Below are 22,108 nucleotides of genomic sequence, written 5' to 3' on the forward strand. Positions count from 1 at the left end.
GGTGCGACGGACGGGATGTCTGGAGCTTGAGAAGACCGAAGGTATTCGAGTGGGGGTTACAGATGTCGGCGTACAAGGTAGAGACAGGGGAGGGGGGCTACACCCCCCTCGCACCTAACGGTGCTCAAGCTCGCTGCGCTCGCACTCCGCACCCTTCGGGTGCTCGAGCTCAGTTCCTACGGAACATCGCACTCCCCGTCACCCATCGATTCCTGCTAATGAACCGGCCCTCACATACCTCTCAACCACCCCACACCCCGGGGTCGCTCACCCGCGTGGAATAACCCCTTTCCCCTCTCGCCACCCCGCCGCAGCCCGATCTCCGCCGCCTCACCCTGCCCGATCGATCCCCTTAAATATCGTTATCAACGACATTCTTGTTAACGATAATTTCGGTGACATCATGATTACGCTCACACCCGATGACGTCAGGGCCCGGTTCGGGCGGTTGTTCTCGATGAAGTTCCTCACCATGGTCGACCAGAACGCCGGTCTCGCGGAGATCCGCGAGCATTGCCGGGCCCGGGGGACCATCGAGTGGGATGCGGCGAACCGGGTGCGGGCAAAGGGCGCGGTCGAGTCCTGCCACGTCGAGGGCACGACGATGACAATGCTTGCCCGCCTGGGCGTATCCCCCGCGAAGTTCGGGGCTGCCGGCCGGGAGATCGGCGGCCAGGCGCTCGAAGGGGTCGAGGTCGTCGGAGACGAGGTGGTGACGACCTGGTCGGGGATCGCCGGAGCAGGCGTCGGCGTCGCCGCCTGCCTGCCCCAGGCGCCGGGCGTGATCCGGGCGGAGTATCCCACCGAAGACGATCTCAAGATCGGCGGTGCCCGGGTCTGCCGGGTGCGGATCGTCTCGCCGCTCTACGAGAAGGTGACGATCGGGATCGATGACACCGACACCCGCGAGGAGGGCGCCACGTGGGTGCTCGCGCTCAAGTGCGCCGAAGCCTGCACGATCCCGGGGGTCGAGTACCTGGACATGCGTCTCGTGCAGTTGAACCCGGCGGTTCCGAAGAAGACCACCAACTGCGTCGGCTCCGCCCTGAACTTCGCCGTCCGGCCGGGGAAGGTGGACGAACTCCTCGAATACGTCCGCGACTTCGTCGAGTCGGGAGCGGTCAGCAACGATACCGGCATCGCCGTCTACCGCGGGATTGCGTTTGCCGGGGAATCGCCGTACCTGAAGAGGGTCAAGACCGAGCTCCTGACGGTCGACGACGCGGAGGCGGAGGCGGCACGGATGGGCGTCCGGTTCATCGACTCGACCGGGCGGAAGGGCAGAATCGGAGCGCTGGGTGCCGTTCTCTGGGGGAACAAGGGTGTGGAGGCGGCAGGGTTGTATGGAGAGACTCTCTGATCCGTATACGATACGGTATCCGCAGATCGTGGCGGTGGCCGACGAGAGCGGCGGGCAGGTGGAACTTGTCGAGTTCTTCGACTGCACCGGCGGCGCGATGTGGGTCAAGCGGCACTACGCGCAGAGCCCGCTCGTCCGCTCCGTCCGGACGGTGGGGTCGACCAACCGCTACCTTCTTGCTACCGGGAGCGCCGACCTCGCGCTCGAAGGCTCGGTCTTTCCGGCGGGGATCGCCGCCGTCATTGTCGAAGGAGACGAGATCGCCGTCACCTACCGTGGTCTCGGCGGCGGGGGCGTGGGGGCGTCGGTCTGCCGTGCCGGCGCTCGCGGCGTCATCCGCTGCGTAAGCGACCCTGCCGGCGGAGGGCGGCTCGCGGGCTCAACCGTCTGGCTTCCCCGGCTTGAGCGGGTGATCGTCGGGATCGACGACACCGACACCCCCGAAGAGGGTGCCACCTGGACGCTCGCGCACAACATCGCCCGTGCCGTCGAGGACGACCGGTCGCGCTACCTCTCCCATACCATCGTTCAGCTCTATCCTGTTCCCTACCGGACCAAGAACTGCGTCGCCATCGCCTGCGAGTTCGCAACTTCAGACCCTGCCGGGCTGATCAGGAACTATCGGGATCTCCTCGAAGAGTACACCCTCTCGGACGAGACCGGGATGGCGGTCTGGCGGGGGTTCGATCCCTCGCCGCTCGAAGAGTTCGGCTGCCGCGTGAAGCGCGGCGAGGTCTCCGCGGCCGACCTTGCCGCCCTCGATGACTCGCGACTCGCGATCGTCATGGACGGCCGGGGCGTGATCGGTGCGGTTGCGGCGATCCCGTTCTTCACACGATACGAGGAGGCGCTGGCGCTATGGAATGGATTCGGCTGAAAGCCCGGGTGCTTGAGACAGGCTCCGTTCGCCTCTCCGGCGAGCCTTCAGACGAATACGTATCCCGCTCCGCCGCCGGCCCCTCGGCTGGCACGCCCGGCTCTCTCTTCTTCTCTCCCGGCGGCAGCCGGCCTTCCGGCGGCGGCCGGCGTCTCCGGGCCGGCATCGATGATGACAGCCCCATCGAGATCGTTCACCGGGGTGGCGGCGCGGCCGACCTCCTCGTCGACGGCGAAGTCGTCGCCGGCCGGCTCGAACCCGCCGCCCTCCACTGTCCCCGGCAGGCCTACATCACCGTCAGCGGGACCTGCATCTTCCGGTGCCGCTACTGCCCGGTGCCGGACCTCCCCGGCCGGCGGAAAGGAGTCGACGAGATCGTCCGGATGGTCGAGAGCGTCGCCGATCGGGTCGACGGCATCTCGATCACAAGCGGCGTCGCCTCCTCGATCAAGGAGGAGGAGGCATACGTCCTCGAGGTCGTCTCGGCGCTCCGCTCGTTCGGTCTTCCCATCGGGGTCTCGATCTACCCCGGGCCCGAGACCCCCGCCCGGCTCCACGCCCTCGGCGTCGCAGAGGTGAAGTTCAACATCGAGGCGGCGACCCCCGAACTCTTCCGCAAGATGTGCCCCGGCCTCTCGTGGGAAGGGATCCGGGAGTCGCTCTCGGCTTCCGTCGCGCTCTTCGGGCGCGGGAGGGTCTACTCGAACGTCATCGTCGGCCTCGGGGAGACCGACGACGACCTGGAGCGGGTGATGGAAGACCTCGCCGCCATCGGCGTTATCCCGGTTCTCCGCCCGCTCACCCCGGCGGCTGCTCTCGCCGACCGCCCTCGCCCCGCCGCCGAACGGCTGCTCGCGCTCTTCGAGATTCAGGGGAGGATCCTTCACCGGGCCGGGCTCGACCCCTGCCGGGCGCTGACGATGTGTGCGGCATGCACCGGGTGCGATCTTACGCCCGGGAGGGACGGATGAAGGGCTCGGAAGCGCTCGCCCGGGCGATCCGGCAGTCGGCTGACCGCTGCTACGCCGTCCCCGGCTACCCGGTATCGGAGGTTGCCGCCCTGGCGGGGGCCTCGAACACCGTCAACGAAAAGACGGCGCTCGAGTACGCCCTCGGCGACTCCCTCTCCGGGCGGAGGGCGGCCGTGATCGTCAAGCACGTCGGCCTCAACGCCTGTGCCGACCCGCTCGTTCACGCCACCGCCCAGGGTCTCCGGTCGGGCGTCGTGGTGGTCGTCGGCGACGATCTCCGCGCAGCGGCTTCAGACGTCGTGCAGGACTCCCGCTACTACGGCGAGGTGGCCCGGGTTCCGGTGCTGGAACCGGACGGCGAGACGCTCGCCCCTGCCATTGAGGCGGCGTTCGAGGCCTCGGAGGAGTTCTCGCGCATCGCGATCGTCAGGGTGACGCCCGACCGCCTGGATGCGGATGTGCCGGACGCCCCCGTTGACCGGAGCGACCGGGAGGGATGCCTCGCCGACCCGGATCTCACGATGGCCGGACGGGCGCATGCCGCTGACCTGCGAACCGCCGCGATGTTTGCCTGGTCGCGGTCATCGCCGCTCAACCGGCTCTCCGGGAGAGAGGGCCGCATCGTCACCGTCTACCCGCCCCCGGCCGCCCCGGAGATGCTCGCCTCGCTCCATGAGACCGGCCGCCCCTTCCTCGGGGAGCACCGCCTGCTCGCCCCACCCGAACCCGGCGGGGAGCCGGAGCGGTTCTCCACCCGGGGCTACTCGCGGATGTTCTGCCGGAACTGCCCGTTCCATCCGGCGCTCGCCCTCCTCCGCGAACGCGGCCTACGGGCGGCCTGCGACGCCGGGTGCGCCATCCTCGCGATGAACCCGCCGTACCGCATCGGCATCGCCACCTATGGCCTCGGCTCGTCGGTCGCCGTGGCGGCGACCGGTCCGGGCGTCGCGCTCATCGGCGACTACGCGCTTCTGCACTCGGGCCTGAACGCCCTCATCGACGTCTACGAGCGCAAACTCCCGCTCCTCTGCATCGTCTTTGCGAACAACCGGATGGGGATGACCGGCGGTCACCCTGTCCCCGAGATCCTTCGCTACATCGCCTGGGCGGACCCGGTCGTCTGCGCCGCAGACGACACCGCGGCGCTTTGCCGGGCGCTCGTCCCGCCCCTGGATGGCCCCAGGACGGTTGTGATCGAAGGCATCTGCCCTGAAGGTGAGACCCATGAAACCCTGGCATATCGAGATCTGTGACGTAACGCTGCGAGACGGGGAGCAGACTCCCGGCGTCTCGTTCACCCGTGATGAGAAGATGACGATCGCGCACGCGCTCGACGAGATTGGCGTGGAGGTGATCGAGGCCGGGTTTCCCGTGGTCTCTGCAGCGGAGAAGGAATGTGTAGCGGCCATCGCCGGAAGCGGCCTCTCCGCCCGGGTCTGTTGCCTCGCCCGTGCGCTCAAGCCCGATATCGAGGCGGCGCTCGACTGCGACGTGGATATGGTCAGCATATTCTTCGCGACCTCCGACCTCCACATCCGGCACAAGTACCATAAACCCCGCGAGGAGGTGCTCGACGGCGCCCTCGATATGGTGGAGTTCGCCGCCGACCACGGCGTCCAGGTGCGGTTCGCCGCCGAGGACGCCTCACGGACGGACCCCGCGTTCCTCATCGAGATGTACAACCGGGGCGTGGAGCACGGCGCGAACTACGTCAGTTTTGCCGATACCGTCGGCTGCCTCACGCCGCTTGAGACCCACGCGGTCGTCTCGGAGATCCTTGAAGGGGCTCCCCACCAGCTCTGCATCCACTGCCACAACGACCTCGGGCTTGCGGCGGCAAACACCGTCACGGCCGCGGCTGCGGGGGCGTTCCAGCTCCACACCACCGTCAACGGCATCGGGGAGCGTGCAGGGAACGCAGCGCTCGAACAGGTGCTCGTCGCCCTGCGGATGAAGGGCGGGGTCGACCGTTACGACCTCACCCGCCTGCAGGAGATCTCGCGGCTGGTCGCCCGGGCTTCAGGCGTCTTTCCCGAACGCACCCGGCCGATCGTCGGCGAGAACGCCTTCGCCCACGAGAGCGGGATCCATATCGCCGCCATCCTCTGCGACCCCTCGACCTACGAGTATGTCCCGCCGGAACTGGTGGGCGGCGAGCGGCGTTTCGTCCTCGGGAAGCATACGGGGAGGCGGGCGCTCGAGCACGTCGCGAAGGCTTACGGGTTCGACCTCTCCGACGACGAGGCGCGGTGGGTGCTCGAACAGGTCAAACAGAAGAGCGAAGGGAAGTGCAGCGTCACCCGCGAGGTGCTCTGCAGTCTCCTGCGGGCGGCAAAGGAGGGGATCGTCCAGTGAGCACGCTCTCCGAGCGGATCCTCGGCGCGCCGGCGGGGAGGTACGTCGACCGCGAGGTCGATATCGCCTTCGCCCACGACGGGACCGGCGTTCTCACCCGCGAAGCGCTCCGGGAGATGGGGGTGGAGCACCTCCCGCACCCCGACCGCCTGCGCCTGGTCTTCGACCACATCGTCCCGGCGAACACCGGGACGACGGCGACGCTCCAGGCCGAACTCAGGGAGTATGCCCGGGCCTCGGGGATCGCGCTCTCGGATGCCGGAGGGGGGATCTGCCACCAGGTGATGAGCGAAGGGGTCGTCCGGCCCGGCACGATCGTCGTCGGCGCCGACTCCCATTCCTGCACCCTCGGTGCCTTCGGCGCGTTCGCCACCGGGGTGGGAGCGACCGATATGGCGGCGATCTGGGCCTCGGGGGAGACGTGGTTCCGCGTCCCGGAGACGATCGCGGTCAATCTCACAGGGCGGCTCTCCGGTCCTGCGGAGCCAAAGGACGTCGCCCTCGCCTACGTCGCAGACCTCGGGATGGAAGGGGCGACCTACCGGGCGCTGGAGTTCGTGGGCGACGGGGCGGCAGGGATCTCCATGGACGGGCGGCTGACCCTCTCGAACATGGCGGTCGAGACGGGGGCGAAGACGGGGATGTTCTACGCCGACGCGGCCACCGTCCGCTATCTTGCGGACCACGGGGTTACGGCATCGCCCCAGGTGCCGGAGGACTGCCGCTACGAACGGACGGTCGCGATCGATCTCGACGACATCGTGCCGCTCGTCGCGGTTCCGCACCGGGTGGATACCGTCTGCGAGGCGGAGGAGGTCGCGGGCACGCACCTCGACCAGGTCTTCGTCGGGACCTGCACGAACGGCCGCTACGAGGATCTCGCCCGGTTCGCCCGGATCGTCCGGGGGAAGAAGGTGGCCGTCCGCACCCTAGTCTTCCCCGCCTCGCGGGCGGTGCTTGCCCGGGCAATCGCCACCGGTGTCCTCGCCGATATCGTGGATGCGGGCTGCATCGTCGGATCGCCGGGGTGCGGGCCGTGCCTCGGGGCGCATGCCGGGGTGCTCGGGGAGGGGGAGGTCTGCCTCTCCACCGCCAACCGGAACTTCAAGAACCGGATGGGCGTGGGCGGCGAGATCTACCTCTCGTCGGCCGCAACCGCCGCAGCGAGCGCGATTACCGGTGTAATTACCGTACCGGAGGTGGCGTGATGCAGGGTGCCGGGCCGGCGGTCTGTCTCGGGCGCGACATCGACACCGACCTCATCATCGCCGGCCGCTACCTCCGGACGAAGGACCGCTCGGTCTGGGCGGAGCACGTCTTCGAGGACCTCGACCCGACGCTCGCCGGCCGCATCCGCGGATCGGTCATCGTCGCCGGGAGGAACATGGGCTGCGGGTCGTCCCGCGAGCAGGCGGTGGTCGCCCTCCGCGAGGCCGGGGTGGTCGCGGTCGTCGCGGAATCGTTCGCCCGCATCTTCTTCAGGAACGCCGTCAATGTCGGCCTGCCGGTCATCGAGGCCTCCGTCGCCTGCACCGACGGTGCCCGCGTCGCCTTCGACCTCGATAGCGGGTGGGTGGAGGTGGACGGGATGCGGTATCCCGCCCGCCCGCTCTCGGAGAAGATGGTCGCCATCCTCCGGGCCGGAGGGCTGGTTTCCTACTGGAGGTCGTGCCGATGATTTTTCCGCCCCACTGCAAGTTTGTCGGGTCCGCGAACGGCACACCGTGCGGGAAGCGGGCCTACTTCCTCTCGCGCTACCTCGTCCGGGAGGCCGGCGACGGCACCGAGGTGCTTGAGGTGGAGACCGACCCGAACGGAACCGGCCTGATGCGCGACGTCCTCTCGGCCCGGGTGCTCGCCTCCGGCGACGATGTCTACCGCTACCCGGAACGCGTGAACGTTCAGGATCGAACATTCTTAGTGCAGGAGGCGATGCGGTCCGGGTACCGGTGCACCGTGTTCTGTGGCCACGGCGAACAGACCACGTTCGTGCTCGACCCGGAGATCTCGGCCTTCCTCCGCGTCCACGTCTACGACATCACCCCGCCCCGCCCCCATCTCTCGGCAACGCTCGGCGACCTCGAGAGAACCGGGCTCTTCGGCGATCTTGAGGTCGTCTTCGAGCACCACGTCCGGGACATCCGCGAGATCAAAGCCGACGTCTACCCCTGCCGGGCGGCCGGGTTCCCCCGCACCGTCGACGCCGACCCGCTCCGGCCCGGCGACCGCGTGGCGGGGTGCCTGACGGCACGGGAACTCCTGCGGGAGTGCTACGGCGAAGAGGTCGCCGTGGAGACCATCTGCCCGCTTGAGAAGGTTGCGGCCGAACCGTTCATCGCGCGGTGCTGCCGGAGCGAGCGGGCCGGTCTCGGCCTCTGGAACGGCCTCTTTGGCGCAGTGGTTCACTGGGGAGCGTCGTCGTGGGAGATTGCGACGGCGGCGAGAGAGGTCGCAACCGCGTGGAGGAAGCAGAATGGTGAAGGTAGCGGTCGTTGAGGGCGACGGCATCGGGCGCGAGGTCGTCCCGGTCGCCCGCGATATCCTCGCGGCCGTGCGCCCGGATATCGAGTTCTTTGACGTCGAGGTGGGATACGGCCGGTGGGAGCGGACCGGGAGCGCCTGCGGCGAGGAGACGATCGCCGACCTCCGGTCGGCCGACGCCATCCTCTTCGGTGCGGTCACGACGCCGCCCGACCCCGGCTACCGGAGCGTTCTCTTGCAGATCCGCCATGCTCTCGACCTCTACGCGAACGTCCGCCCGATCCGGGGCGAGGGGGTCGACGTCGTCATCGTGCGGGAGAACACCGAAGGGCTCTACTCAGGCATCGAGTGGACGGAACCCGATCGTGCCTGCACCGTCCGGGTCGTCTCCCGCCGGGGGAGCGAGCGGATCGCCCGCTACGCCTGCCCCCTCGCGAAGTCCCGCCGCCACCTCACCGTGGGGAACAAGGCGAACGTGCTGAAGTCGGACTGCCTCTTCGTCGAGGTCTGCACCGCGGAGGCCGCCCGGGCGGGGGTTTCCTGCCGGACGAGTTACATCGACGCGCTCTGCCTCGACCTCCTGATGCACCCCGACCGGTACGACGTGATCGTGACGACCAACATCTTCGGCGACATCCTCTCCGACGCCGCCGCCTACCTGGTGGGGGGGCTCGGAATGCTCCCGAGCGCGAACATCGGAGAACGGCATGCCCTCTTCGAGCCCGTCCACGGGAGCGCTCCCGACATCGCGGGCAAAAACGTCGCAAACCCCGTCGCGGCCATTCAAAGCGCTGCGATGCTGCTCGAACACCTCGGCGATCCCGCATCCGCGGCGGTTGTCGAGGAGGCCGTCGACCGGGTGCTCCGTGCAGGCATCCGGACACCCGACCTCGGCGGGGTCGCCGGCACCCGGGAGTTCGGGGCGGCGGTGCTCCGCGAGGTCGGGCGGGGGAAGGCCTAAGCGATTTGGGGTCGAGAGATTACGGTATGGTGCTGGTGGGATGCCACGTCTCTATCGCAGGCTCGATCGACCTTGCGGTCGGGCGGGCTCTTGATGCGGGCTGCAATACGTTTCAGATCTTCTCAAGGAACCCCCGGGGCTGGAAGGCAAAGGACCTCGACCCCGGCGTGGTGGAGGCCTTCAGGGCGGCGGTGAGTGCGGCGGGGATCGGGCCCGTCGTCGACCACATGCCCTACCTCCCGAACCCGGCCTCGCCCGATGCCGAGATCTACGAAAAATCGGTCGCGTCGCTTGCCGGGGAGCTCCGGCGGTGCGCTCTCCTCGGGATACCTTATCTCGTGACCCACCTCGGGCACCATCGCGGTGCCGGGACGGCGGCGGGGCAGGAGCGGGTCGTTGCTGCCCTAAACCGGGCGTTTGCGGATGCCGGGGATGCCGGCGTGATGCTCCTCCTCGAGAACACCGCCGGGGAGAAGAACAGCGTGGGAACGACCGTCGACGATCTCTCCCGGATTATGGAGGGGATCGACGCAGAAGGGAGAGTCGGGATCTGTTTCGATACCTGCCATGCGTTCGCCGCCGGCTACGACCTCCGGACGGCCGAAGGGGTCGATGCGGTCATGGATGAGTTCGACGACCGGATCGGTCTATCCCATCTCCGGATCATCCACCTCAACGACTGCAAAGGGGATCTCGGGAGCGGGCTTGACCGGCACGAGCACATCGGGCTCGGGACGATCGGCGAGGAGGGCTTCCGGCATATCCTCCGTCACCCGGCCGTCCGCCGCCTCCCCCTCATCTGCGAGACGCCGGTTGACGGGCAGCGGGACGATACCGGGAATATCGCGAAGGTCCGTGAACTTGCGGGAGCCTGAGCGCCCCGGGACGTCGCTCCGGTGGGATCGTGCTGCCGGTTATCCTGCGCAGGCCCCCCGGGCAGCAAATATTACATAATTATTATAATAATCGGATATTTTTTCTCAGCCCATTCTATTTTATGGCAATATATTTATATTGCTAATTCTATCCTGCAACGCGCGAACCCTTTATCCTGAGGTGTCCCGGTGATTCTCCGGAATTCCACAGGATTTCCGTTTGTACGCCGGCGAGGGAACCCCGTTTCCCCGGCGTGCGTACAGACACCACCGTATGGGACGAAAGGGGCGTTCTCATCGTGGTGATACAAGAATGACTGCATGTAAAGCGCTGATTGTTATCTGTACCGCCATTGCCATAGGATTACTGGCATCGCCTGCCGTGGCCGGGGAGAGGGCCCCGGGGGATATCGTTTCGATCTGTATCGATGGGGGTCGCAGGAGCATCCCGACATCGACGGGGGTACGGTTGTCTGGGAGGACGGAAGGAACGGAAAGTCGATCTACTATTCGAGCGGCCCCGGCAGCGGAGGCCGGAAGGTTGCGGGCGGGGGGACGGGACAGAGGTCTCCGTCCGTCTCGGGGGATCACGTCGTCTGGGAGGAGAACCGGAACATGAGCCCGGACATCTGCCTCTTTGATCTATCGACCGGCGTGACGACGGCGCTCACCGACGATCCGGCCGACCAGTGGATGCCCGTCGTTCACGGAGAGCATGTGGTCTGGTACGATGCCCGGAGCGGGAGCACGGATATCTGCCTCTACGATATCGAGACCGGCAGCGAGACCTTCCTCTCCTGTTCGCCGGTGACCAGATGGAAGCCCTCGCTCTCGGAGCGGTACGTCGTCTGGGAGGAGAGTACCGGGAACGGGGATATCCGGCTGTACGATATCCGGAGCGGAGAGCGGCGGCAGATCACCGGGAACGGTGCACGGCAGACCTACCCGTCGATATCGGGGAGCCGGATCGTCTGGGAAGACTACCGGAACGGCGCTCCCGATATCTACCTCTTCGATCTCGACGACCCTGCCGCAGGAGAGCAGAGGATCACCGACAACCCCGACTGGCAGGTCTCCCCGGCGATCGATGGCGACCTCATCGCTTGGGAGGACAGGCGGAGCGGGGTCTGGAACGTTTACATCTGCGACCTCGCCGCAGGGAAGGATAAGCAGATGCCGGTCATTCCTTCCGCGACCGAACAGCTCTACCCCGCCGTCAGCGGCGATCGGGTCGTCTGGCAGAACGGCCGTGGCGAGGGTTCGGACATCTACGCCTTCACCTACTTCAGCGGAACGGCCCCGGTAGCGGAGTTCTCGGCAAACCCCGCCGAAGGAGGGGCGGTACTCAACGTCCGGTTCATCGACCAGTCGGCCGGCGGCCCGGACACCTGGGAATGGGACTTCGGCGACGGGAACACCTCGACGTTAGAAGACCCGTGGCACTTCTACGAGATCCCCGGGAACTATACCGTCTCGCTCACGGTGAGCAACGTGTTCGGGTCAGACACCGTCACGAAGACCGATCTCATCCACGTCGGTCCCCCGGAACCGCCGGTCATCCGTTTCCGGGCGGTGCCGTTGTCGGGGCCTGCACCCCTCACGGTCGCTTTTTACGGTGATTTACCGGACTACGCGACGGCCTGGCTCTGGGACTTCGGTGACGGCGAGAGATCGACACACCGGGACACGTATCACCGTTACGATCGTCCCGGTGTTTACAACGTCTCCCTGACCTGTGACAACGCGGGAGCCAGCGCGACGCACACGGAGTACGGCTACATCACCGTCTACGAGCACCTCGCCCCCTCGTTTTCGGCCGACGTCAGGAACGGGACTGCGCCGCTCACCGTCAGGTTCACGGATACCTCGACCGGAGGGCCCGAAACATGGCTCTGGAACTTCGGTGACGGCGGAACCTCTTCGGAGCAGAACCCGGTGCACACCTACGTGAGCCCCGGTGCCTATGACGTCACCCTGACCGCAGGGAACGCCGCCGGGAGCGGCACGGCGGCAGAGCCAGGCTACATAACCGTCCATCCCCCGACCGCGACCCCGACCCCGACGGTTAACGTGACGCCGACATCCTCTCCGGCCGTAACCCCGACTCCAACGGCTAACGTGACGCCGACCCAGACCCGGACGCCCACCCCGACCGCGACACAGAACCCCCCGGGCGGCGGTAGCGGAGGGGGAGGAGGTGGTGGCGGCGGCTCCGCCCCGGTCAACCCCGGCTGGAGCACGCCGGAGCCCAACCCCACGCCGACCCCCACCCCCCGTGAAGCCGACTCCGGCAGCCTGCACCTCGGGGAGACAGGCCTCGTCGACCGGGTCGCCAGGATCCATTCGGCCGACGGGATCGCGACCCTCACGATCGCGGAGGGCATCCGGGCGGTCGATGCCGCCGGCAACCCGCTTCGCGCGGTGACCCTTGCGGCGATCGATGCGGCCGACGTGCCCGCGGCGCCCGGTGGGTACGTGTTTGCCGGGTACGCCTGTATCGCCGGGCCGGAGGAGGCCGTCTTCTCCCCGCCGGCGACGCTCTCGTTCAACTTCACAGAAGAGCAATGGAACGCCGTCTACAACGGCAGCGTGCAGGGCGGGCTCGTGGTGCAGCGATACAACCGGTCGGCCGGCACCTGGGAGGAAGTTCCCACCACCGTCCTCCCGGAGACCCGGAGCGTCACGGCCGAAGTCCTGCACTTCAGCACCTACGCGCTCTTTGTCGCGGCACCCGAAGACGGCGCTGCACAGGCGGTTGCCGCCGATACCGGCCAGGAACCCACGGCCGGGGAGGAGATCCCGTACGCGCACCTCATCCCGGGCTTGCTTGCCCTCATCATCGCGGGGGCGGGGGCGCTCCTCTACTTCCGGAAAGGAGAGCCCTGAAGCGGGCCCTGAAAACTGTTCAAAAAAAGCGATGGAGGAGGGTTACCCTCTCCGTCTCCTCCCCGCGAGGAGGAGGAGCAGCGCCGCCCCGGCAGCAGCCGCACCGAATCCCGGTGCCGCCGTCGGGGCGGGGCTCACCGCCTCCGTGATGCCGGCAAGCCAGGCGGCGCTGGTATCGGGGGAGAGGAACCGGATGCCCGCGAGGGTGTATCCGCCGGGAGCGCTGGCGGCCCCGTAAATCCCGGTAGCGGTGAACGCCGTGTCCCACAGGATCGTTCCGTCACCATCCGTTCCGAAGACGAATCCCTCTCCGCTCCTCGCGTCCGTGCCTGCAACCACGTACCCGCCGGAGGGCCGCAACTCGACGGCGTATCCGGTCAGCCCCTCCATGTTCCGGAGCCAGACCTCCTTGCCGTCTCCGTCGACGAGGCCGTACCAGTAGTTGCCCGCGTAGACGAACCGCCCGTCGTCGGTCTCCTTGACGTCGAAGATGACCGGGACCTGGTAGTTCTCATGCCAGAGCGTGTTCCCGTCGGCATCGAGGCGTATGAGGAAGGCGTCGCCGATGTCGTAAGTAAAGGGCGACTTGGTGCCCCCGAGGACGTAGCCGCCGTCGGCGGTCACGGTTCCTACGTTCGCAGAGATCCCGGGGAACGTCCGGTTCCAGGCGGGCGTGCCGTCACCGTCGGTCTTTACGATGACCGCCGTCGTCTCGTTCTCCGATTCGGGCGGGTTCCAGAGCCACCCGATCGCGGCGTAGCCGCCGTCCGCAGTCTCCTCGACGGACGAGACCTTCATCCCGGGAATGACCTGCCGCCACTCCTCTTCACCGGCGGCATTCGTCCTGATCAGGAACGAGGAACCCTGGTAGTTGAAGTCCTGATCGACCACGGTTGTGGACATGTTGTAGGCGCCGATGATATATCCCCCGTCATCGGTCTCTGCAACGGAGGCCGGCGCTATCTCGGGCATCGTCACCGTCCACGTCTCATTACCCCGGCCGTCGGTCTTTACGAGCAGCAGGCTCTCGCTCCCCCCGTACTTCTCCGCAAGGGTCGAGCCGAGGGCGATGAACCCGCCGTCCGCCGTCGGCGCAACGGCGTCGAACTTGTTGTTGTTCTCCGGTGCGAACGTCACGTTCCAGGCGACCTCCGGTGAGGTCTCGCTCGCAGAGACGATTCCTGCCGGCATCACCACCGCTATGAGCAGTGCCGCGAGGATCGTCCCCGACTTCCAGAAGTCTCGGACTGTTTCCGTCATGGAATCGATCACTGGTGCGGCGCGGCACGCAAAAAGCGTAGTGGTTCGCCCCGGCAATCCATTAATGAACGTGAACCTCCAATACCTCTAGCACGTGTTGGCAACATTCGACGGAACCTGGGTGCGCCTCGGCGGTGAAGGGCGGGCGCTCTACGAGCAGGGCGGCTACGGCAGGCCCGAGGGAACCGGCCTCCGCCTCTCTCCCGAAGAGGCGCTCTACCTCATGGAACGAAACAAGATCGACGTGAAAGACTTCGGTTTCGACGCCCTGCTCGGCCTCTTTGCCGGCCAGCCGAACTTCATCCGCAGGTACCTCGTCTACCGCGACATCCGCGAGCGGGGATACGTGATCCAGCCCGGGCCGCAGGATTTCCGCGTCTTCCGCCGCGGCCACAAGCCCGGCGCCGGGAAGTCCCGGTACCTGATCCGGGTTCTCTCCGAGCGCGACATCGTCGATTTCGACCGGTTAAGCCAGGACGTGCTTGCCGCGGTCAACATGCGCAAACAGTACCTCCTCGCGGTCGTCGACGACGAGGACGAGTTGACCTACTACGAGGTGCGGGTGCAGGATCTTCCCGGGGTCGGGGAGCCTGCGGGATGCGCGACGCCGGTGGAGGCCACGCTCTTCGGGACCTACGCGCTCGCCCACCTGCCGCCGGGAACCCCGCTCGAAGAGGACTGGTACGGCAAGCGGCTCGATACCGAACGGCTCCTCCTCCGCCCGGTCGAGTCGATCTATCTCATGCGCAGACGCTGCCTCTCGGTCGTGCAGGACGGGGGACAGATGACCGCAGAGCAGTTCCTCGATGCGGCGGCAGAAAAAGACGTCGAGATCCATGAGAAGGAACGGGTCTTCTCCGACCTCCGCGAGAAGGGCTACATCCCCCGGACGGGCTACAAGTTCGGCCACCATTTCCGCGTCTACTCCGGGAAGAAGAGCCATTCCGAGATGCTCGTCCACGCGGTTCCGTCCGGAACCTCTACGCCGATGAGCGCCGTCTCCCGCTCCGTCAGGCTCGCTCACAGCGTCAAAAAAAAGATGTTGTTTGCCTGCATATATAACACCGATATCAGATACGTCGAATTCGCCCGAATAAAACTGTGAGCGTCAGCACATGCATTCTGAAGTGAACCCGTGGTCGAGTAACCAGACCGTTGATGTGGATCGACTCTTTGCCGAGTTCGGCATCGAGCCGGTCAGTGAGGTCGCACGAAGGCTTCCCGAAGTACCGTCGTTTATGCGCAGGGGTATCGTCGTCGGGCACCGGGACTACAACCTGGTAGCCGACGCTATCCAAAAGCGCACCCCGTTTCACGTGCTGACCGGGTTCATGCCCTCGGGCCTCCCGCATCTGGGGCACCTGATGGTCATGAAAGAGGTCGTCTGGCACGTCCGGCAGGGCGGGAACGGCTACGTCGCCGTCGCCGACCGTGAGGCGCACGCGGTCCGCGGCATCTCGTGGGAGAAGTGCCGCGAGTACGGGAAGGAGTATCTCAAAGCCCTCTACGCCCTGGGATTCGAGGGCACGACCTACTACCAGAGCAAAAACGAGCGCCTGAAAGACCTCGCGTTCGAGGCGTCCACGAAGGTGAACTTCTCGGAGATGTCGGCGATCTACGGGTTCGGACCCGATACCTCGCTCTCCCATGCCATGAGCGTCATCACCCAGGTTGCCGACATCCTCTTCCCGCAGCTCGATGCCGGCCCTGCGCCCACCGTCGTCCCGGTCGGCCTCGACCAGGACCCGCACATCCGGCTCACCCGGGATGTGGCCTACAAACTCAGGCTCTTCACGGTCGAGGATCGCGGCGACCATATCAGCGTCCGGTCGAAGAACGCTCCCGAGGAGGCTATCGAGGCCGTGCACCGCGCCTTCCCCGGCTCGAAGAAGTACGCGGGCCACGTCGACGTCACCGGCCTTCCGCAGGGGCGGGTGGAGGACGCCGTCCGCGAGATCGAGATCGCTCACGGCGGGTTCGGGTTCTACCTCCCCTCGTCGACCTACCACATCTTCATGCCCGGGCTCCAGGGCGGGAAGATGTCGAGCAGCGTGCCCGAGAGTTCGTTCGGGTTCTACGAGTCCGAAAAGTCGGTCAGGAAGAAGGTCATGGCGGCGATGACCGGCGGCCGGATGACGCTCGAGGAGCAGAGGCGTCTCGGCGGCGAGCCGGACGCCTGCTCGGTCTATCTCCTGAATCTCTTCCACATGCTCGAAGACGACGTGGAACTTGCCGATCTCCGGCGCCGGTGCGAGAGCGGCGAACTCACCTGCGGGCAGTGCAAGAAGGAGACGCTGGAGCGCGTGAATGCGTTCCTCGCGGAGTTGCGGGATAAGATGGATGCGGTCGAGCACCTTGCAGAGGAGGTGTGACGGTGGAACTGACGCTGAACGAGAAGAGGCTCCTGGTTGCCCTGGGGACGATGGGATCGGCCGACGCGGCCGTCCTTGCGGAGAAGATGGATACCCGCCGGGAAGCGGTGGTGCAGTACGCGAACCTCGCCGGGGAGCGGGGCCTTGTGGACGTGGAGAAGCACGTCTCACGGCGGTATGTCCCGACGGAAGAGGGGCGGGCCTACATAGGAAAGGGCCTCCCCGAGCGGCAGGTGCTCGATAGCTTCGAGGAGACGATCCCGATGCGCGATCTCCAGAGCCATCCGCTTGCGAAGATCGCCATCGGCTGGATGCGCAAGAAGGGCTGGATCGCCATCCGCGACGGGGTCGTGCAGAAGACCGGCCGGACCGCCCCGGGACCCGATGAGGCCGCGTTTGCAAGGCTCGGCGAGAGCGGCGCGATCGAGGACGGCGATGGTGTTGCCGATCTCGCGAAGCGCGGGCTTGTCGAGGAGGAGGAGACCGTCGCCTACACCGTCTCGGTCACGCCCCGCGGCCGCGAACTCCTCAGCCAGGGCCTCGACCTGCGGGAAGAGGTGGGGACGCTCACCCGCGAGCAGATCCTCTCCGGTGAGTGGAAGGACCTCCCGCTCCGGCGCTACGACGTCACGAAACTGCCGAAACGCGCCTACCCGGGCAAGACCCACCCCTACCAGCGCCTCATCGACGAGATGCGCCGCATCCTCTTCGACATGGGCTTTGAGGAGATGGCGGGCGGGATCGTGCAGAGTTCGTTCTGGAACTTCGACGCTCTCTTCCAGCCGCAGGACCACCCGGCGCGGGAGATGCAGGACACCTTCTTCCTCGGCGAGCGCTGGCCGCTCCCGGCGGGATACGAGCGCGTCCGCGATATGCACGAGCACGGCGGCGAGACCTCCTCGACCGGGTGGGGGGGAACCTGGAGCGCCGAGAAGGCGGAGCAGTGCGTGCTCCGGACCCACACGACGAGCCTCTCCATCCAGCACCTGGCGAGCCACCCCACCCCTCCGGTGAAGGCGTTCTGCATCGGCCGGGTCTACCGGCGGGAGGCGGTCGATCCCACCCACCTTGCGGAGTTCGAGCAGCTCGAGGGGATCGTCATGGACGAAGACGTCAATTTACGTCACCTCCTCGGGTTCTTGAAAGAGTTCTACGCCAAGATGGGCTTTGAGAAGGTCCGGTTCCGACCCGGCTACTTCCCCTACACCGAGCCCTCCGTGGAGCCGGAGGTCTACGTCGACGGGCTCGGCTGGGTGGAACTCGGCGGCGCGGGCATATTCCGCCAGGAAGTGACCGCGCCCTTCGGGATCGAGCACCCGGTGCTCGCGTGGGGTCTCGGGATCAGCCGGGTGGCGATGCTCCGGCTGGGGCTGCGGGATCTCCGGCAGCTCTACAGGAGCGACGTCGAGTGGGTCCGGGAGACGCCCACCTACGGCGGGAGGCGGTAATATGGGAATAATCACGCTACCCTACCGGTACCTGGAACGGTTGACCGGGACCGACCGGCAGACGATCATCGACCGCGTTCCGATGATCGGGGCCGACATCGAACGGATCGAGGAAGACCACGTGGACGTCGAGTTCTTCCCCGATCGGCCGGACCTCTACTCTCCCGAGGGCGTTGCCCGGGCGATGCGCGGGTTCCTCGGTATCGAGGAGGGCCTCCCGGCCTACGCCGTCCGCCCTTCCGGGATCACCTTCTCGGTCGATCCGGGCCTTGCCGGTATCCGGCCGTATCTCGGCTCGGCCGTGATCCGGAACGTCAACCTCGACGAGGAGGCGATCGAGAGCCTGATGGCCCTCCAGGAGGCCCTTCACTGGGCGGTCGGGCGCGGGCGGGGCAAGGTGGCGATCGGCGTCCACGACCTCGATGCGGTCAGGCCGCCGTTCCGCTACATCGCCTCGCCCCGGGATCGGTCGTTCGTCCCGCTGGACTTCGAGCGGGAGATGACGATGGAAAAGATGCTCGCCGACCACCCGAAGGGCCGGGACTACGCACATCTGGTGGAAAACTTCAATCGGTTCCCGCTGATCGTCGATGCCGACGACCGGGTGCTCTCCTTCCCGCCGATCATCAACGGCGAGCTGACGAGGGTCACGTCGGCGACAAAGAACATCCTGCTCGACTGCACCGGCACCGACCGGAAAGCGGTGATGACGGCGGTCAACATCATCTGCACGGCGCTCGCCGAGGCCGGGGCGACGATCGAGACGGTGACCGTCGAGGGAGAGGAGATGCCCACGCTCGCCCCCGCGGAGCGCGTCGTCTCGGTCGCGGAGTGTTCCTCCCTCCTCGGCCTCCCTCTCACGGGAGAGGAGATGTCGCGGCTTCTTCGCCGGATGCGGTTCGGGGCAGAGCCCGACGGCGACTCACGGGTCCGGGTGCTCGTCCCCTGCTACCGTTCGGACATCCTCCACGACTGGGACGTCTTTGAAGACGTGGCAATCGCCTACGGCATCGAGAACTTCGACGCCGTCCTCCCGGAGACCTCGACCGTTGCAAAGGAGCACCCGATCCCCGCAATCGCGGGAGCGGTAAGGTCGGTGATGATCGGTCTTGGCTATCTCGAGATGATGCCGTTCACCCTCTCAAACGAGCGGGTGCTCTACGCGAACATGCAGCGCGAGCCTGCTCCGGGGACCCTGCGGGTTCTCCACCCGATCAGCGAGGAGCAGACGGTGGTCCGGACTGACCTTCTCCCCCTGCTGATGGAGATGCTCCAGGCGAACAAGCACCGCGAACTCCCGCAGCGGCTCTTTGCAGTGGGCGACGTGGTCGAGGACTGCGTCACCTCCCAGCAGGCCGCCGCAGTCAGCATCCACCCGGCGGCCGACTTCTCTGAGGCATACGCGGCGGCGGACGTCCTCTGCCGGGAACTCTCGCTCTCCTATACGATCGTCGAGTCGGCCGACCCGGCGTTCCTCGACGGCCGCCGCGGGGATATCGTCGTCGACGGAAGAATAGCGGGGGTGTTCGGGGAGATCCACCCGGCTGTTCTCAGGGCGTTCGATCTCGAACACCCGGTCGCGGCGCTCGCGCTCGACCTTACAGCCGTACCGGGATACCCCGTCCCGCCAGGTACTCCTTGACCTGGCGGACGGTGAACTCGCCGTAGTGGAAGACGCTTGCCGCGAGGCAGGCGTCGGCCTTTCCTTCCGTGAACCCTTCGTAGAAGTGGTCGAGCGTCCCCACGCCGCCGCTCGCGACCACCGGGATCCCGACCGCCTCCGAGACCGCTCCCGTGATCGGGATATCGAACCCCTCCTTCGTCCCGTCGGTCTCCATGCTGGTGAGCAGGATCTCGCCCGCTCCGCGCTCCTCCGCCTCTCTCACCCAGGCGACGGCGTCAAGCCCCGTGCCCCGGCTTCCACCGTGGGTCACGACCTCGTACCAGCACTCCTGGCCGTCGGCGAGGGTTATCGGCGTCTTTCCCGGTGTCGTCTCGTAGTTGCGCCGGACATCGACGGCGACGACGATGCATTGGGTTCCGAACCGCTCTGCGCCCTGCGAGATCAGGTTCGGGTCGGCGACGGCGCTCGAGTTGATGCTCACCTTGTCCGCGCCCGCCCGGAGGATCTGCTTCATATCCTCGATCGTCCGGATGCCGCCGCCCACGGTGAGCGGGAGGAAGAGCTGGTCGGCCGCCCGCTGCACGACGTCGATGATGGTGCCCCGGTCTTCCCTGGTGGCGGTGATGTCGAGGAAGACCACCTCGTCCGCGCCCTGCTCGTTGTAGCGCTGGGCGAGTTCCACGGGATCGCCCGCGTCGCGCAGGCCGACGAAGTGCGTGCCCTTGACCACCCGCCCGTCCTTGAGGTCCAGGCAGGGGATGATCCGCTTGGTCAAAACCATGCGTAGTGGTTTTGAGGGCGGAGGTGATGAGGGTTTGGTATGTGCGACTGGCGCGAGCGAAGCGAGCGGCAGGAGCAGGAGAAAACGCTACGCGTTTTCGACTTGCGACGCTCCGCCGGGAGCAGAGTTTGAGAAAACGCGTAGCGTTTTCGACTTGCGAAGATTCATTGAAACCGGAACACAAGCACAGGAGGAGCGGGTTGGAGACAGGGGAGGGGGGGATGCTCCCCCCTCCCCGCGAGCCGCCTCCCCCAATGGCGATATCCGGTGGAAATCAGTTTCCGCTTTTTGCGACTGGAAAATGGCTGAACGCACCGGAGATGCTCCTGGAGGATATCCATCAATTGAGGTTGCACGTACACGCGGGCGAACCCGATCCCCTGGAGCCCGTGCTGCTCCCTTACTTTTAAGTACTCACGAAAGACACCTTTACAGGCAAACCGGAGGATATCCGGGCGGGATAACCGGTCTGGTGGTTTTTATGGAGTCTGGAGATCTAAAAATTGCGTGGGCGCGGCAGTATATGCCGGTGCTCTCGTCCATTCGGAAACGTTTTGTCGAGGAGAAGCCGTTCTCCGGCATGACTGTCGGCATGGCCCTGCACGTCGAGGCGAAGACCGCGGTGCTGGTCGAGACGCTCGCGGCAGGCGGAGCCGAGGTATACATCACGGGGTGCAACCCCCTCTCGACCCAGGACGACGTCTCGATGGCGCTCGATACCCGGGAAGGGGTGCACTCCTACGCCCGCCGGGGCGCCAGTGTCGAGGAGTACTACGCGGCCATCGACCGGGTGCTCGACGCCTGCCCCGCAATCACCATCGATGACGGGATGGACCTGATCCACCGCATCCACACCGAGCGGCGGGATGTGCTGGACTCGATCATCGGCGGGTGCGAGGAGACCACGACCGGTATCCACCGGCTCCGCGCGATGGCACAGGACGGGGCGCTCAAGTTCCCGGTCGTCGCCGTCAACGACACCCCGATGAAGCACTTCTTCGACAACGTCCACGGCACCGGGGAGAGCTCGCTTGCGTCGATCATGATCACCACGAACGTTCTTATCGCCGGAAAGCGGTTCGTCGTCGCCGGCTACGGCTACTGCGGCCGGGGACTTGCGCAGAAGGCCCGGAGCCTCGGCGCCCGCGTCATCGTGACCGAAGTGGACCCCCGGCGGGCGCTCCAGGCGCACATGGACGGGTTCGACGTCATGACGATGGACGAGGCGGCAGCGCTCGGCGACATCTTCGTCACCACCACCGGGAATACGGGCATCCTCACCGAACGCCACTTCCCGAGCCTGAAGGACGGGGCGATCCTCGCGAACGCCGGCCACTTCAACGTTGAGATCGACGTCGACTGGCTTGCGTCGCACGCGGACTCTACCGTTCACCGGGACGGCATCGACACCTACGTGCTCGGTGGGAAGGCCGTCCACGTCCTTGCCGAAGGGAGGCTCGTGAACCTCGCGACGCCGAAGGGCATGGGTCACCCCGTCGAGGTGATGGACCTGAGTTTCGCGGTCCAGGCGCTCTCCGCCGAGTTCATCGCGAAGCACGGCCGCGAACTCGCTCCCGGCGTGCACGACGTCCCGTCCGCCATCGACGAGGCTGTGGCGCGGCTGAAACTCGACGCGCTCGGCCTCTCGATCGACCGGCTGACGCCCGAGCAGGAGACCTACATGAGCAGCTGGACGATCGGGACGTAACTCGTCCCTTCTTTTTCACCGCACCATAGACGCCTGCGCACGATCCATGATGGGAGCGGACGGTGGGCGGGGTTCGGTTCGCTGTTAGGGCCAGTGGCCATCTGTGCTTTATCGTATCTTGAGCATGAACCCGTGACTGCATCTCCGGC

General features: G+C 66.5%; 18 protein-coding genes. 16 read left to right on the forward strand and 2 right to left on the reverse strand.

Going from position 1 to position 22,108, the window contains the following annotated elements:
- The first annotated feature begins 403 nt into the window (after window positions 1-403).
- The 11 genes from MchiMG62_RS03865 (at window position 404) to MchiMG62_RS03915 (ending at window position 12,766) form a co-directional block, all read left to right on the forward strand.
- Window positions 404-1,360: a tRNA(Ile)(2)-agmatinylcytidine synthase gene (locus MchiMG62_RS03865; protein ID WP_221057963.1), complete on the forward strand. Its 957-nt coding sequence runs from the start codon at window positions 404-406 to the stop codon at window positions 1,358-1,360.
- Window positions 1,344-2,237, forward strand: coding sequence for a methanogenesis marker protein 11 (gene mmp11 / locus MchiMG62_RS03870; protein WP_221057964.1), 894 nt, complete (start codon window positions 1,344-1,346; stop codon window positions 2,235-2,237). Before MchiMG62_RS03865 ends, mmp11 begins: the two co-directional genes overlap by 17 nt.
- Window positions 2,219-3,208 carry a radical SAM protein gene (locus tag MchiMG62_RS03875; protein WP_221057965.1) on the forward strand — a complete coding sequence of 330 codons (990 nt, stop codon included), beginning with the start codon at window positions 2,219-2,221 and terminating at the stop codon, window positions 3,206-3,208. Before mmp11 ends, MchiMG62_RS03875 begins: the two co-directional genes overlap by 19 nt.
- A complete protein-coding gene (locus tag MchiMG62_RS03880; RefSeq protein ID WP_221057966.1) occupies window positions 3,205-4,461 on the forward strand; it encodes a thiamine pyrophosphate-dependent enzyme in 1,257 nt (418 codons plus the stop codon). The genes MchiMG62_RS03875 and MchiMG62_RS03880 overlap by 4 nt, the downstream gene beginning before the upstream one ends.
- Window positions 4,433-5,563: a homocitrate synthase family protein gene (locus MchiMG62_RS03885; protein WP_221057967.1), complete on the forward strand. Its 1,131-nt coding sequence runs from the start codon at window positions 4,433-4,435 to the stop codon at window positions 5,561-5,563. Before MchiMG62_RS03880 ends, MchiMG62_RS03885 begins: the two co-directional genes overlap by 29 nt.
- Window positions 5,560-6,771, forward strand: coding sequence for an aconitase/3-isopropylmalate dehydratase large subunit family protein (locus tag MchiMG62_RS03890; protein WP_221057968.1), 1,212 nt, complete (start codon window positions 5,560-5,562; stop codon window positions 6,769-6,771). Before MchiMG62_RS03885 ends, MchiMG62_RS03890 begins: the two co-directional genes overlap by 4 nt.
- The gene (locus MchiMG62_RS03895; RefSeq protein WP_221058624.1) at window positions 6,771-7,241 is read left to right on the forward strand and encodes a LeuD/DmdB family oxidoreductase small subunit; all 471 of its coding nucleotides are present in this window, start codon (window positions 6,771-6,773) and stop codon (window positions 7,239-7,241) included. The genes MchiMG62_RS03890 and MchiMG62_RS03895 overlap by 1 nt, the downstream gene beginning before the upstream one ends.
- Window positions 7,238-8,059, forward strand: a complete 822-nt coding sequence (locus MchiMG62_RS03900; RefSeq protein WP_221057969.1) for a DUF7714 family protein — start codon at window positions 7,238-7,240, stop codon at window positions 8,057-8,059. The genes MchiMG62_RS03895 and MchiMG62_RS03900 overlap by 4 nt, the downstream gene beginning before the upstream one ends.
- The gene (locus tag MchiMG62_RS03905) at window positions 8,037-9,005 is read left to right on the forward strand and encodes an isocitrate/isopropylmalate dehydrogenase family protein (RefSeq protein WP_221057970.1); all 969 of its coding nucleotides are present in this window, start codon (window positions 8,037-8,039) and stop codon (window positions 9,003-9,005) included. Before MchiMG62_RS03900 ends, MchiMG62_RS03905 begins: the two co-directional genes overlap by 23 nt.
- A 26-nt stretch (window positions 9,006-9,031) precedes the next feature.
- Window positions 9,032-9,880 carry a deoxyribonuclease IV gene (locus tag MchiMG62_RS03910; RefSeq protein WP_221057971.1) on the forward strand — a complete coding sequence of 283 codons (849 nt, stop codon included), beginning with the start codon at window positions 9,032-9,034 and terminating at the stop codon, window positions 9,878-9,880.
- 501 nt (window positions 9,881-10,381) lie between these two features.
- Window positions 10,382-12,766: a PKD domain-containing protein gene (locus MchiMG62_RS03915; protein WP_518523736.1), complete on the forward strand. Its 2,385-nt coding sequence runs from the start codon at window positions 10,382-10,384 to the stop codon at window positions 12,764-12,766.
- Between the two features lie 42 nt (window positions 12,767-12,808).
- Here MchiMG62_RS03915 and MchiMG62_RS03920 read toward each other — a convergent pair whose 3' ends face one another.
- Window positions 12,809-14,026, reverse strand: coding sequence for a hypothetical protein (locus MchiMG62_RS03920; RefSeq protein WP_221057972.1), 1,218 nt, complete (start codon window positions 14,024-14,026; stop codon window positions 12,809-12,811).
- A gap of 94 nt (window positions 14,027-14,120) precedes the next feature.
- Here MchiMG62_RS03920 and endA point away from each other — a divergent pair, with 94 nt between their 5' ends.
- From endA to pheT, 4 genes are read left to right on the forward strand one after another with little or no spacing between them, the layout of a single operon-like run.
- Window positions 14,121-15,131 (forward strand): tRNA-intron lyase, encoded by a 1,011-nt coding sequence (endA, locus tag MchiMG62_RS03925; RefSeq protein ID WP_221057973.1) that lies wholly within the window; start codon window positions 14,121-14,123, stop codon window positions 15,129-15,131.
- A 10-nt stretch (window positions 15,132-15,141) separates the two neighbouring features.
- On the forward strand, window positions 15,142-16,398 hold the full coding sequence (locus MchiMG62_RS03930; RefSeq protein WP_221057974.1) for a tryptophan--tRNA ligase: 1,257 nt from the start codon (window positions 15,142-15,144) through the stop codon (window positions 16,396-16,398).
- Between the two features lie 2 nt (window positions 16,399-16,400).
- Window positions 16,401-17,846 carry a phenylalanine--tRNA ligase subunit alpha gene (pheS, locus tag MchiMG62_RS03935; RefSeq protein WP_221058626.1) on the forward strand — a complete coding sequence of 482 codons (1,446 nt, stop codon included), beginning with the start codon at window positions 16,401-16,403 and terminating at the stop codon, window positions 17,844-17,846.
- A gap of 1 nt (window position 17,847) precedes the next feature.
- Window positions 17,848-19,488 (forward strand): phenylalanine--tRNA ligase subunit beta, encoded by a 1,641-nt coding sequence (gene pheT, locus MchiMG62_RS03940; protein ID WP_221057975.1) that lies wholly within the window; start codon window positions 17,848-17,850, stop codon window positions 19,486-19,488.
- On the opposite strand, the gene hisF is transcribed toward pheT, so the two are convergent.
- Window positions 19,445-20,251, reverse strand: coding sequence for an imidazole glycerol phosphate synthase subunit HisF (gene hisF, locus MchiMG62_RS03945; protein WP_221057976.1), 807 nt, complete (start codon window positions 20,249-20,251; stop codon window positions 19,445-19,447). The two genes, pheT and hisF, sit on opposite strands and share 44 nt — an antisense overlap.
- Window positions 20,252-20,732: 481 nt before the next feature.
- On the opposite strand from hisF, the gene MchiMG62_RS03950 reads away from it, so the two are divergent.
- Complete coding sequence (locus MchiMG62_RS03950; protein WP_221057977.1) at window positions 20,733-21,959, forward strand: adenosylhomocysteinase; 1,227 nt, start codon at window positions 20,733-20,735, stop codon at window positions 21,957-21,959.
- The last annotated feature ends 149 nt before the right edge of the window (window positions 21,960-22,108 follow it).

It is taken from the genome of Methanoculleus chikugoensis (assembly GCF_019669965.1).
Classification (GTDB): Archaea; Halobacteriota; Methanomicrobia; order Methanomicrobiales; family Methanoculleaceae; genus Methanoculleus; species Methanoculleus chikugoensis.

What these genes read in the sequence shown, in the direction of transcription:
- hisF (WP_221057976.1), bottom strand. Translation starts at nt 20,251, where the DNA reads ATGGTTTTGACCAAGCGGATCATCCCCTGCCTGGACCTCAAGGACGGG.
- MchiMG62_RS03875 (WP_221057965.1), top strand. Translation starts at nt 2,219, where the DNA reads ATGGAATGGATTCGGCTGAAAGCCCGGGTGCTTGAGACAGGCTCCGTT.
- MchiMG62_RS03865 (WP_221057963.1), top strand. Translation starts at nt 404, where the DNA reads ATGATTACGCTCACACCCGATGACGTCAGGGCCCGGTTCGGGCGGTTG.
- MchiMG62_RS03905 (WP_221057970.1), top strand. Translation starts at nt 8,037, where the DNA reads ATGGTGAAGGTAGCGGTCGTTGAGGGCGACGGCATCGGGCGCGAGGTC.
- MchiMG62_RS03880 (WP_221057966.1), top strand. Translation starts at nt 3,205, where the DNA reads ATGAAGGGCTCGGAAGCGCTCGCCCGGGCGATCCGGCAGTCGGCTGAC.
- MchiMG62_RS03885 (WP_221057967.1), top strand. Translation starts at nt 4,433, where the DNA reads ATGAAACCCTGGCATATCGAGATCTGTGACGTAACGCTGCGAGACGGG.
- MchiMG62_RS03950 (WP_221057977.1), top strand. Translation starts at nt 20,733, where the DNA reads ATGGAGTCTGGAGATCTAAAAATTGCGTGGGCGCGGCAGTATATGCCG.
- MchiMG62_RS03900 (WP_221057969.1), top strand. Translation starts at nt 7,238, where the DNA reads ATGATTTTTCCGCCCCACTGCAAGTTTGTCGGGTCCGCGAACGGCACA.
- MchiMG62_RS03920 (WP_221057972.1), bottom strand. Translation starts at nt 14,026, where the DNA reads ATGACGGAAACAGTCCGAGACTTCTGGAAGTCGGGGACGATCCTCGCG.
- MchiMG62_RS03895 (WP_221058624.1), top strand. Translation starts at nt 6,771, where the DNA reads ATGCAGGGTGCCGGGCCGGCGGTCTGTCTCGGGCGCGACATCGACACC.
- MchiMG62_RS03910 (WP_221057971.1), top strand. Translation starts at nt 9,032, where the DNA reads ATGGTGCTGGTGGGATGCCACGTCTCTATCGCAGGCTCGATCGACCTT.
- pheT (WP_221057975.1), top strand. Translation starts at nt 17,848, where the DNA reads ATGGGAATAATCACGCTACCCTACCGGTACCTGGAACGGTTGACCGGG.
- MchiMG62_RS03930 (WP_221057974.1), top strand. Translation starts at nt 15,142, where the DNA reads ATGCATTCTGAAGTGAACCCGTGGTCGAGTAACCAGACCGTTGATGTG.
- mmp11 (WP_221057964.1), top strand. Translation starts at nt 1,344, where the DNA reads ATGGAGAGACTCTCTGATCCGTATACGATACGGTATCCGCAGATCGTG.